This window comes from Amycolatopsis sp. NPDC004625, from assembly GCF_040609695.1.
GTDB lineage: Bacteria > Actinomycetota > Actinomycetes > Mycobacteriales > Pseudonocardiaceae > Amycolatopsis.
In genome coordinates, this window is record NZ_JBEXKX010000102.1 from 1 (window position 1) to 11,377 (window position 11,377).

The 11,377-nt window shown below is 71.4% G+C and carries 10 protein-coding genes; 5 read left to right on the forward strand and 5 right to left on the reverse strand.

Annotated features, from left to right (window positions below; all coding sequences use genetic code 11):
- Positions 1 to 80 precede the first annotated feature (80 nt).
- Both ABZW17_RS46120 and ABZW17_RS46125 read left to right on the forward strand, forming a co-directional pair.
- Positions 81 to 2,297 carry a beta-L-arabinofuranosidase domain-containing protein gene (locus ABZW17_RS46120; protein ID WP_354829206.1) on the forward strand — a complete coding sequence of 739 codons (2,217 nt, stop codon included), beginning with the start codon at positions 81 to 83 and terminating at the stop codon, positions 2,295 to 2,297.
- 5 nt (positions 2,298 to 2,302) lie between these two features.
- Positions 2,303 to 3,511, forward strand: a complete 1,209-nt coding sequence (locus ABZW17_RS46125) for a hypothetical protein (RefSeq protein ID WP_354829209.1) — start codon at positions 2,303 to 2,305, stop codon at positions 3,509 to 3,511.
- A gap of 10 nt (positions 3,512 to 3,521) precedes the next feature.
- On the opposite strand, the gene ABZW17_RS46130 is transcribed toward ABZW17_RS46125, so the two are convergent.
- Both ABZW17_RS46130 and ABZW17_RS46135 read right to left on the reverse strand, forming a co-directional pair.
- Positions 3,522 to 4,586, reverse strand: a complete 1,065-nt coding sequence (locus ABZW17_RS46130; RefSeq protein WP_354829211.1) for a P1 family peptidase — start codon at positions 4,584 to 4,586, stop codon at positions 3,522 to 3,524.
- A complete protein-coding gene (locus ABZW17_RS46135; RefSeq protein ID WP_354829213.1) occupies positions 4,583 to 5,185 on the reverse strand; it encodes a TetR/AcrR family transcriptional regulator in 603 nt (200 codons plus the stop codon). The genes ABZW17_RS46130 and ABZW17_RS46135 overlap by 4 nt, the downstream gene beginning before the upstream one ends.
- Positions 5,186 to 5,302: 117 nt before the next feature.
- Here ABZW17_RS46135 and ABZW17_RS46140 point away from each other — a divergent pair, with 117 nt between their 5' ends.
- Positions 5,303 to 6,718 (forward strand): APC family permease, encoded by a 1,416-nt coding sequence (locus ABZW17_RS46140; protein ID WP_354829216.1) that lies wholly within the window; start codon positions 5,303 to 5,305, stop codon positions 6,716 to 6,718.
- Here ABZW17_RS46140 and ABZW17_RS46145 read toward each other — a convergent pair.
- Together ABZW17_RS46145 and ABZW17_RS46150 are read right to left on the reverse strand one after the other, a co-directional pair.
- Positions 6,712 to 7,263: a snapalysin family zinc-dependent metalloprotease gene (locus tag ABZW17_RS46145; protein ID WP_354829218.1), complete on the reverse strand. Its 552-nt coding sequence runs from the start codon at positions 7,261 to 7,263 to the stop codon at positions 6,712 to 6,714. The two genes, ABZW17_RS46140 and ABZW17_RS46145, sit on opposite strands and share 7 nt — an antisense overlap.
- 144 nt (positions 7,264 to 7,407) lie before the next feature.
- Positions 7,408 to 7,965: a TetR family transcriptional regulator gene (locus ABZW17_RS46150; protein ID WP_354829220.1), complete on the reverse strand. Its 558-nt coding sequence runs from the start codon at positions 7,963 to 7,965 to the stop codon at positions 7,408 to 7,410.
- Positions 7,966 to 8,195: 230 nt separating this feature from the next.
- On the opposite strand from ABZW17_RS46150, the gene ABZW17_RS46155 reads away from it, so the two are divergent.
- On the forward strand, positions 8,196 to 9,392 hold the full coding sequence (locus tag ABZW17_RS46155; RefSeq protein WP_354829227.1) for an IS110 family transposase: 1,197 nt from the start codon (positions 8,196 to 8,198) through the stop codon (positions 9,390 to 9,392).
- Here ABZW17_RS46155 and ABZW17_RS46160 read toward each other — a convergent pair.
- On the reverse strand, positions 9,366 to 10,895 hold the full coding sequence (locus ABZW17_RS46160) for an MFS transporter (protein WP_354829222.1): 1,530 nt from the start codon (positions 10,893 to 10,895) through the stop codon (positions 9,366 to 9,368). The two genes, ABZW17_RS46155 and ABZW17_RS46160, sit on opposite strands and share 27 nt — an antisense overlap.
- 83 nt (positions 10,896 to 10,978) lie before the next feature.
- Here ABZW17_RS46160 and ABZW17_RS46165 point away from each other — a divergent pair, with 83 nt between their 5' ends.
- On the forward strand, positions 10,979 to 11,209 hold the full coding sequence (locus ABZW17_RS46165) for a hypothetical protein (protein ID WP_354829224.1): 231 nt from the start codon (positions 10,979 to 10,981) through the stop codon (positions 11,207 to 11,209).
- Positions 11,210 to 11,377 lie beyond the last annotated feature (168 nt).

An 11,377-nucleotide genomic window follows, 5' to 3' on the forward strand; every position in this document is an offset into this window, starting at 1 on the left:
ACCGTCAGAGACTCGTACGGCTGCGGGACGTCGGACTTCAGCTCGCCCACGACCGGCCGGGCGCTCGGAAAGGCATGATGATGCACGAACCCGCTTTCGACCGCCGTCTGCTGCTCAAGGCCGTGGGCGCCCTCTCGGCGAGCGCGGCCCTGGCCCCGGCCTTCGCCGGGACCGCCGCGGCCGCCGGCCGTCCCGACACCGGCGTCTCGGTGTTCCCCTTCCCGCTCGGCGCGGTGCGGCTGCAGGCCGGGCCGTTCCTCGACAACATGAACCGGCAGCTGGCGTACTTCCGGTTCGTCGACGCCGACCGCCTGCTGCACACGTTCCGCACCAACGCCGGCCTGGCCAGCTCGGCCCAGCCCTGCGGCGGCTGGGAAAGCCCCACGACGGAACTGCGCGGCCACTCGACCGGCCACCTGCTGTCCGGGCTGGCGCAGGCGTACGCCAACACCGGCGACACCGCCTACCAGACCAAGGGCGACTACCTGGTCAACGCCCTGGCCGCGTGCCAGGCGGCCTCGCCGGGACGCGGCTTCCACGCCGGTTACCTCTCGGCGTTCCCGGAGAACTTCTTCGACCGCCTGGAGAGCGGCCAGTCCGTCTGGGCGCCCTACTACACGCTGCACAAGATCATGGCGGGCCTGCTCGACCAGTACCTGCTCACCGGCAACCAGCAGGCCCTCGACGTCCTGCTGCGCAAGGCGGCCTGGGCGAAGGCCCGCACCGATCCGCTCTCCACCGCGCAGATGCAGGCCGCGCTGCGCACGGAGTTCGGCGGCATGCCCGAGGTCCTCACCAACCTCTACCAGGTGACGGGCGACGCGAACCACCTCGCCACCGCCCAGCGGTTCGACCACGCCCAGATCCTCGACCCGCTGGCCGCGAACCAGGACCGGCTCTCCGGGTTCCACGCCAACACCCAGATCCCGAAGATCCTCGGCGCGATCCGCGAGTACCACGCCACCGGCACGACCCGCTACCGCGACATCGCGGTCAACTTCTGGCGGATCGTCCTCGACCACCACACGTACGTGATCGGCGGCAACTCCAACGGCGAGTACTTCCAGACCCCGGACGCGATCGCGAGCCAGCTGTCGGACAACACCTGCGAAGTCTGCAACACCTACAACATGCTCAAGCTGACCCGGCAGCTGTTCTTCACCAACCCGGTGGCCGAGTACATGGACTACTACGAGCTCGCGCTGTTCAACCAGATCCTCGGCGAGCAGGATCCGAGCTCCAGTCACGGGTTCGTCACGTACTACACGCCGCTGCGCGCGGGCGGGATCAAGACCTACGCCAACGACTACGACGACTTCACCTGCGACCACGGCACCGGCATGGAGTCGCAGACGAAGTTCGCCGACAGCGTGTACTTCTTCAGCGGCGAGACGCTGTACGTCAACCTGTTCATCGCCTCGGTGCTGACCTGGCCGGGCCGCGGGATCACGGTCCGGCAGGACACGACGTTCCCGGCGTCGTCCGGGACGAAGCTGACGATCGGCGGCGCCGGCCACATCGCGCTGAAGCTCCGCATTCCGAAGTGGACGTCCGGGGCGGTGGTGAAGGTCAACGGCGTCGCCCAGGGCACCCCGGCACCGGGGTCCTACTTCACGATCGACCGGACGTGGGCGGCCGGCGACGTCGTCGACGTGTCGGTCCCGGCGTCCCTGACCTTCCCCCGCACGAACGACGACGGCGGTGTCGGCGCGGCCAAGTACGGCGCGATCGTGCTGGCGGGGCAGTACGGCTCGACGAACCTCGGCGCGCTGCCGACGTTGCAGACCGGGACGCTGACCCAGGATCCCGCGAACCCGTTGCGCTTCACCGGAACGGCGAGCACGGGCGCGGTCACGCTGCAGCCGTTCTACGCCACGCACCACCAGCGGTACACGGTGTACTGGCGGCTGACCGGCTCGCCGCCGACCGGGACTTCGTACGAGGCCGAGGCGGGCACCCTGGCCGGTCAGGCGGCGGTGCGGAGTTCGTCCGGTGCGTCCGGTGGTGCTCTGGTCGGGTACGTGGGTGGCGGTGCGGCGAACTACCTGCAGCTGTCGGTGAACTCGACGGCAGGCACGCATCCGGTGACGATCTATTACGCCTCGGGTGAGGCCCGGTCGTTGACGGTGAGTGTCAACGGCGGGGCGGCGGTCTCGGTGGCCACCCCGAGCACGGGCGGCTGGGACACGGTCGGTTCGGTGCAGGTGTCGCTGACCCTGGCGGCGGGCGCGAACACCCTCCGGATCGGCAACCCGTCGGGCTGGGCGCCCGACCTCGACCGGATCGTCGTGGGGTGACGGCCATGAGGACACTGCTGCTCGTCACCACCCTGTTCCTGTCCCTTGTGGATAGTGCGTCGGCGGCCGGTGGCGTGGTGCCGGGACTCACCGGCCCCGCGGCCGAACGCGCGGCGGGCGACGCCGCCGTGCGGTTCCGCGCCCTGACCGAGGCCCGGATCGCCCGGGCGGCCGACCTGCACGACGCGTGGGGCACGTTCTTCGCCGACACCGCGAGCACCGGCCTGCAGGCGACGCACACGGTGCTGGACGTCACCACCACCGGCGGCGACTACGTCTACGCACCGACCGCGCTGCCACCCGGCAACGCGTGCCTCGAACTGACCACGGCGTACACGCCGAGCGGACCCAAGCTGTGGGCCTGGGACTGGTGCGGCGGCCGCGACACGGTCGGCAAGATCGTCGACCTGAACGCGGCGTTCCAGGCCACCTACACCACGGTGGTGAACGGCCGCCGCAGCTACACGATGGACGAGCACCGGACATCGACGACGGCGAACACCTGGACGGCGTACCTGCGCAACTACGTCACGGGCGCGTGGGACGTCTTCTACACGAGCACGGGCACGAAGGACATCCCCGGCTCCACGTGGGACTTCTTCGAGATCTACACGACGGTGAACCCGTCGACCGGCGCCGGGTACTACTGCCGGGACCTGCAGGGTAGGACGATCGAGGCGACCGACGTGAAGGTCCAGCAGGGCGGCGCGTGGGTACCGGCGAGCCCGGCCAACTCCTCGCTGGCAGCCCCACCGGCCGGCAGCCGGTTCGACTGCCCGTCGATGACGTTCTCCGTCCTGCACGCCAACGACGCGTGGCGGGCCCAGGACGGCGGGACGGCACCGGGGGCGTCGTACGAGGCCGAAGCGGGCACTCTCGCCGGTCAGGCCGCGGTGCGGAGTTCGCCGGGTGCGTCCGGTGGTGCCGTGGTCGGCTACGTGGGTGGTGGTGCGGCGAACTACCTGCAGCTGTCCGCGAACTCGACCGCGGGCACGCATCCCGTGACGATCTATTACGCCTCCGGTGAGGCCCGGTCGTTGACGGTCAGCGTCAACGACGGGGCCGCGGTCTCGGTCGCCACGCCGAGCACCGGCGGCTGGGACGCGGTCGGCTCGGTGCAGGTGCCGCTGCCCCTCGCCGCGGGCGGGAACACGATCCGGCTCGGCAACCCGTCCGGCTGGGCGCCCGACCTCGACCGGATCGTCGTCGGCTGACCGGCCGGGCTCAGCCGAGCCAGTGCGCGTGCGGGAGCCCGGGTACCCGGCGCCCCCGGTGGCCGGTCGTTGCGCGGCCGGCCACCAGGGCGTTGAGCACCGCTTCCTCCACCGCCTGGACCACCGCCTCGAAGAACGGGTCGATTCGGCCCCACGGCACGAACCGCAGGCTCTCGTACTCGGCGTCGGCCGTGCGGGGGAACGTGCTCGTGAGCGCGCCCGGGTTCGCCGTGCTGAAGGCGAGGAACAGGTCACCGGAGAAGTGCGAACCCGTCGTGCCCGTGCGGGCCAGGCCCAGCGGGACGCGGCGGGCGAGCGCCGTGCACTGGCCCGGCAGCAGGGGCGCGTCCGTGCCCACGACGACGATCACCGAGCCCGCGCCGGCCGGGGCGGGCGCCCACTCCGCCATCGGGTCGTCCGCGGCCAGTTCGAGGCCCACGGGCGAGCCCGCGACCGTCAGTTCCCGCCGGCTGCCGAAGTTGGCCTGCACCAGCACGCCCACGGTGTACTCGTCGGCGCCGTGCGCGACGGTCCGGGACGCCGTTCCGGTGCCGCCCTTGAAGCCGTAGCAGGTCATCCCGGTGCCGCCGCCGACCGAACCTTCGGCGGCCGGGCCCGGGCGGGCCGCGTCGATCGCCGCCACCGCGTGTCCACTGTGGATGGCCGGGGCGGTGGTGTCGTTGAGGTAGCCGTCCCACGTCTCGGCGACCACCGGCAGCAGCCACTCCGCCGCCACGTCGGGGCGCTCGCGCACCACCCAGTCGACCACGCCCCGGTGGCACGGCCCGACGGCGTGCGTGGTGGTGATCAGCACCGGCAGGGTCAGCGACCCGGTCTCGGCGAGCCACGCGGTGCCGGTCATCTCGCCGTTGCCGTTGAGCGACGACGTCCCGGCGGCGCACGGCACGGCGAAGCCGTCGCGGCCGCGGGGGAGAACCGCGGTGACGCCGGTGCGCACCGACTCGCCCTCGACCAGCGTCCTGTAGCCGATTTCGACCCCCGGCACGTCGGTGAGCGCGTTGTGCGTGCCGGGCCGGCCGGGCAGCGCGATGCCCAGGTCGCGGGCACGGGTCATGGCCGGTCCTCCAGGGTGCAGGCGGTGCGGGCGTAGGACAGCAGCATCGCTTCGGCGGTGGCCGCCTCCAGGGTCGGCACGGCCTGGGTGAGGTGCAGGCCGTAGCCGTCTTCGAGGGCGACGAGGTTGCGGGCGATCGCGACGACGTCGGCGGTCAGGGTGAACTCGCCGGTCGCGGCGCCGGCCTCCAGGATGCCGGTGTAGATCCGGACCTGCCGCTCGTACAGCGCGACGTGCCGGGCGGCGTAGGCCGGGTCGCGGCGGGCGATCGTGCCGAGTTCGTAGAGCAGCACGCACAGTTCGTCGTCCGGGCCGGCCGGCAGGCCGCTGCGGATCGTGGCGAGCAGCCGCTCGGACGGCGTGCCGCCGCGGGCGGCCTCCTCCCGCTGGGTGCAGAAGCGTTCGACGGCTTCGCGCTGCACCTCCCGCAGCAGGTCGGCCAGGGTGGGGAAGTAGTAGAGCACCGAACCCGACGACAGCCCGGCGCCGTCGGCGATGTCCCGCAGCTTCAGGTTGAGGACCCCGCGCTCGACGACGGCGCGCCGCGCCACCGCGATCAGCTCGGCCCGCCGCTCGGGCGCCTTGCTCGGTCGTGCCATGCCGAGCATTCTTCGAAGGATCTTCGAAAAAAGCAAGTACTTGACTTCGCCGTCTGACAAGCCTTTGATCCGTGGTCACCTGGTTTATCGAAGGAGCTTCAAAGAACTGGAGGCCCGATGACCACCCCTGCGCTCCGCCGCGGCCTGCGGACCCTCGGCACCCTGCTCATCACGCTGTCGGCGATCAGCCCCGCCTCGTCGGTGTTCATCATCGCGCCGGGCGTGCTCACCGGCGCCGGCACCGGCGCGTTCCTCAGCTTCGCCGCCGCCGCGGTCGTCGGCGTCTTCATGGCGTTCGTCTACGCCGAACTCGCCTCGGCGTTCCCGGTGGCGGGCGGCGAATACGCGATCGTCGCGCGCACCCTCGGCCGGCTGCCGGGCTTCGCCGTGCTGGGCTTGATGATCATCACGCAGGTGCTGATCGTCGCCGTGATCGCCCTCGGGGTCGGCACCTACCTGGGGGTGCTGTGGCCCGGCCTGCCCGGGCCGACGGTCGCCGCGGTGACGTGCGTGCTGGCCGCCGTGGTCGGGGTGTTCGACATCAAGCTGAACGCCTGGGTCACCGGCGTCTTCCTGGCCATCGAGCTGCTCGCGCTGGTCGTGGTGAGCGCGCTCGGCCTGCTGCACCCGGCGCGGCCGGTCACCGACCTGCTGCTGCACCCGGTGGCCGCCGACGGCCGCCCGGCGACCGTCGGTGCCATCGCGATCGCGGTGGCCGTGGCGATGTTCGCCTACAACGGCTACGGCTCGGCGGTCTACTTCGGCGAGGAAACCCAGGACGCCTCGCGCGGCATCGCCCGCGCCATCCTGCTCGCGCTGGCCGTCACGGTGGTCGCCGAGCTCGTCCCGGTGACGGCGGTGCTGCTCGGCGCGCCCGACCTCGGGCAGCTGTTCGGCGCGGAGAACATGCTGTCGGCGTTCATCACCGCCCGCGGCGGCGGCACCCTGGACACGGTCCTGAGCCTCGCGGTCGCGCTGGCGATCATGAACGCCGTGCTGGCGATCGTGCTGATCAGTTCCCGGCTGGTGTTCAGCAGCGGCCGCGACCGGGCCTGGCCGGGTGCGGTCAACCGGGCGCTGGCGGCGGTGCACCCGCGCTTCGGGACGCCGTGGGTGGCCACGGCCGGGACGGGGATCGTCGCGGCCTTGCTCTGCTATGTCGACCCGCAGCTGCTGCTCGTGGTCACCAGCACGTCGATCGTGGTGGTGTACGCGGCGCTGTGCGTGGGCGCGATCAACGGACGGCGCACGGGCGTGACAGCACACGCGAAGTACCGGATGCCGTGGTTCCCGGTGGCGCCGCTGCTCGCGCTGGCCGTGCTGGTGTTCGTGGTCTACCAGAACCTGCTGGACCCGGCGGTGGGCCGGCCCAGCCTGATCGTCACGGCGGGGATCATCCTGCTGGCGGCGGCGTACTACGGCGTGGTCCTGCGCCGCCGCGGCGGCTGGCAGCTCGCCGAGGACGTCGTGGCCGAAGACGGTCCGGCGCGCGCCGGTGACCCGGGGGCCACCGGCGCGCGGACCGATCAGTAGCCGTAAACCGTCTGGAAGACGCGCTGGTCGTTCGTCGCGACGAGACCGTTGGCCCACAGCTGGTTCACCCGCGAACGCTCGGTCGCGTTCGGGTAGGCGTTGGTGCAGGACGGGCCGGGGCCGCCACCCGACATCAGCTCCGAGCACGGGCCCGAGTAGTGGTCGGGCAGCCCGAGGGCGTGCCCGGTCTCGTGCGCCGCGATGCGGGTCGGGCTGTACTGGCGGGCCTGGGTGTAGTCGATGAAGATGGTGCCGCTGCCGTGCCCGTTGGTGGAGGCGTAGGACCCGCGGGGGTCGTTGCCTTCGGTGTAGCGCAGGCTGGCACCGGAGTTGCGCTCGACCAGCCGGACGTTGGTGACGCTGTTGTTCCAGTTGGCGGCACCGGCGTTGATCACCGAGCGGAACGTCGGTGCGCTGGCGGTGCTGTAGTAGACCGTGGTGACGGCCGCTTCCTGGTCCGTGGCGGCCGACGCGGTGCCGGCGGCGAGCGGGGTCAGGCTCAGGGCAAGCGCGGCGGCGCCGGCCAGGGCGAACTTCCTCGACATCGGAAGACTCCTCGTGGGGACGGGGATTTGCCGGAATTGCGCGCGCTGTCGAAAATTTACCCGGAAGCGACGACCGCGGGAGCCGACTAACGTAGGGTCGGCCAGTGGTGATTTACCAACACTATCGACGGGTTGACAACCGCCTCAACCGCCGTACGTCAACTCGATGAGCTGCTGTTCGAGCTTCCGCGCGGCGGCCACGTCGATGCCGACGCCCCACAGCGGGGCCGTGCTCGCGCCGTCGGCCGCCGCGACCACCAGGGTGACGACGTGGTCCGGGAGGCCGTCGGCGTGCAGTTCGCGCTCCCACCGCCCGGCGTCCGCGCGGGCGAGCTCGGCGACCTCCGGGATCGCCATCAGCTGCGCGATCAGGGCGATGTTCTCGCGGATCGCGACCTCGTCCTGGGAGGTGTCCAGCGACGCCCGGACGTACGCGCGCGTCAGCCGTCCCGGCGCCGTGTCGGCCGGGTCGAGCGCCGCCCGCACCTCCGCGCGGTAGGCGTCCAGGAGGTCCTGCGCGAGCGTGCGCACGAGCGCGTCCTTGGCCGGGAAGTGGTACAGCAGGCCGCCTTTCGACACCCCGGCCGCCCGGGCGATGTCGTCGAGCGACGCCGAGACACCGCGGGCGCGGATCACCGCCGCGGCGGCGTCGAGCAGCGCCCGGCGGGTTTCCTCCGGGCTGCGCCCGGCCTTGCGCGGCATGCTCAGTCCTTTCTTCTTTGTTGGGTCTGAACTGGTCATTCGTAGGATCGGTGGGCCCTGGGGCTCGGGTATGGCTTGCATGGTCACGCCGGTGGTGAAGGCTGAAAGGACTTGGCCGCCCGGGCTCCCGTGACGGCACGACCGCTGATTGGGATACGCGATGTGATCGCTGTGTAGGACGGTGACGGCGTGGTCGTCTGTGGGTGAACTGCGGAGTTCGAGCGTTGGAGGTGGTCGTGCCCCGGATCTGGGCCGGCGTGGACATCGGAAAGGAACACCACCACTGCGTGGTGATCGACGACAGCGGTGAGCGGTTGTTGTCCCGGCGAGTCCGCAATGACGAGGCCGAGCTGCTGGCCCTGATGGCCGACGTTCTCGCGATCGACGCCGACGCACTGTGGGCGATCGATCTGAACTGCGGCGGTGCGGCACTGCTGATCGGGCTGTTGGTCAACCACGATCAGCCGCTGGTCTATATCACCGGGCTGAAAGTCCATCGTGCCGCCGGAACCTACCGGGGGGAAGGCAAAACCGATGCCAAGGATGCGTTCGTCATCGCCGACCAGGCCCGCATCCGCCGCGATCTCGGCCCGCTCCGGCCGGGGGACGAGCTCGCCGTCGATCTGCGGATCCTGACCAACCGGCGCACCGACCTGGTCTGCGACCGCACCCGTCAGATCAACCGGATCCGTCACCAGCTGCTGGAGTACTTTCCCGCTCTGGAACGCAGCCTTGACCTGTCCCGCAAAGGACACCTGCTGCTGCTCACCGGCTACAAGACCCCCGATGCGATCCGCCGGCTGGGCGAGCAGCGCCTGGCCCACTGGCTGCACCACCGCAAGGCCCGCAACGCAGGCACCGTCGCGCACCTCGCGATCAAGGCTGCCGATGCGCAGCAGACCACGCTGCCCGGGCAGGACCTTGCCGCGGCGATGGTCGAGCGGCTGGCCAAGGGGGTGATCGCGCTCAACACCGAAATCGCCGAGATCGACGCGATGATCGACGAGCGATTTCGCCGGCATCGCCACGCTGAAGTGATGCTCACCTTGCCCGGCTTCGGGCCCACCCTCGCTGCGGAGTTCCTCGCCGCCACCGGTGGCGAGATGACTGCGTTCGGCTCGGCAGACCGTCTCGCCGGCTACGCCGGGCTCGCGCCGGTGCCCCGCGACTCCGGCCGCACGCACGGCAACCTGCGACGGCCTCGCCGCTATCACCGCGGGCTGCTGCGAGCCTGTTACCTCGCCGCCATGGCCATCTTGCCGGCCTGCCCCGCCTCCAAGGCTTATTACCAGCGCAAACGGGCCGAGGGAAAACGACACGAACAGGCGCTGCTCTGCCTCGCCCGTCGGCGCCTCAACGTCTTGTGGGCCATGCTCCGCGACGACTCCCCCTCCCACGCTTCACCCCCGATCCCGGTGGCTGCGTGACTTGACAATCCCCATTGGGAAGTCCTTTCCGGACGGAATGGTACGCCAGGCGATCACCGCGGCGAGGGCGGTGACGGCGGCCGCCGCGAGCGCCGTCACCTGCATGGCTCCGGTGAAGGCGTTCTGGGCGGCCTGGACGATCCCCGGGTCGCCGGCGAGGACCGCGCCGGCGAGGGAATCGCGGGCCTCGGCGGGGAGCGGGCCCGCCGGCAGGAAGCCTCGGTAGGCGATCGTGACGACCGAGCCGAGGATCGCGATGCCCAGCGCCGCCCCGAGTTCGTAGGCGGTCTCGGAGATCGCCGACGCCGAACCGGCCTTGTCCCGCGGGACGGCCGACAGCACCGAGTCGACGGTCAGCGTCAGCGCCAGCCCGACGCCGAGCCCGACCGGCACCAGCGTCAGGCCCAGCCACAGGTACTGCGGCGCCGGTTCGGCGAGGGCGACGAGCGCCAGCCCGGCCGCGGCCACGGCGAGCCCGGCCGCGACGGCCCGGCCCCGCCCGAGCCGGGCGACGACCCCGCCGACGGCGGCCACGACGGCGATCGAGGCCAGCGTCGCCGGCATCTCCGCGAACCCGGCCTGCAGCGGCGAGAAGCCGCGGACGAGCTGGAGGTACTGCGAGAAGAAGAACAGCAGGCCCATCAGCGCGAAGACGGCGATGAAGTTCGCCAGGACAGCGCCGCTGAAGGCGCCGTTGCGGAACAGCGTGACGTCGATCAGCGGCGCGGCCGCCCGCCGCTGTCGCCGCAGGAACAGGACACCGGAGACCAGCCCAATCCCGGCGGCGACGGCGACCTGCGCGTCGAGGCCGGTGCTGACGGCGTGCTTGACCGCGTACACCAGCGGCACGATCGCGGCGAGCGAGAGCCCTGCCGAGAGCAGGTCGAACCGTCCCGGGTTCGGGTCGCGCGACTCCGGCAGCAGCCAGGCGCCCGCGAGCAGGAACAGGACGACGACCGGCACGTTGATCAGGAACACCGAGCCCCACCAGTAGTGCTCCAGCAGCATCCCGCCGACGAGCGGGCCCAGCGCGATGCCGCCGCCGGACCCGGCCGACCAGATCGCGACGGCGCGGGTGCGCTCGCGCGGGTCGGCGAAGAGCGTCCGGATGAGCGACAGCGTCGACGGCATGATCGTCGCCCCGGCGACGCCGAGCAGCAGCCGCGCGAGGATCAGCACGCCGGCGGTGGGGGAGAAGGCGGCGAGGACGGAGGCGAGCCCGAAGGCGGCGGTGCCGAGGAGCAGGACCCTCTTGCGCCCGAACCGGTCGGCGAGGTTCCCGGCGGTGACGAGCAGGCCGGCCAGCGCGAGGGAGTAGACGTCGCCGATCCACAGGATTTCGGTGGCGGTCGGCGCGAGTTCCCGGGTGAGCGACGGCACGGCGAGGTAGAGCACGGTGCCGTCGATGGCGAGCAGCAGCACGGCCCCGACGAGCACCCCCAGCGCAGCCCAGCGGCGACGCGGGCTCAACGTCCGGGCGGAGGTGGGCCGAGTGGTGGTCATGCGACTTACTATACCGTCTGGACGGTACAGTAACGCTGGTGAGACCGGTCACGAGTACGCTGGAAGGACGGGAAGGGGTGCGTGTGACGGCGGAAGAACTGATCATCGAGTTCGCCCTGACGCGCCTGGACCACCCGGACCTCGACTTCGAGGAGATCGCGGCGCTGCTGGTCCGCCGGGGCGGGCAGGAGCGGGAGCTGGAGTTCGCGGCGAGGAACCTGGCGGACCGCGGAGAACTGCGCGGCCCGGCGTTCCGCACGGCGGTCGAGTACGTGCTGCGCGTGGTGCTGACCCTGCGGGGCCCGTCGGACTAGCGCCCGCCCGGCCGCCATGGCCCTTTAGTCACGCCCGGTGCGAGTTGTCGTGAGTGGTAAGGCGCGTTCTAACGCGGACATCGCCAGGGCCGTCGGGACCGTGGTCGGGGGCTGCGGGCTCGCCGGCTTGTGCGCGTCCTCGTAGTAGAAGCGGATCGAGGAGCCTGC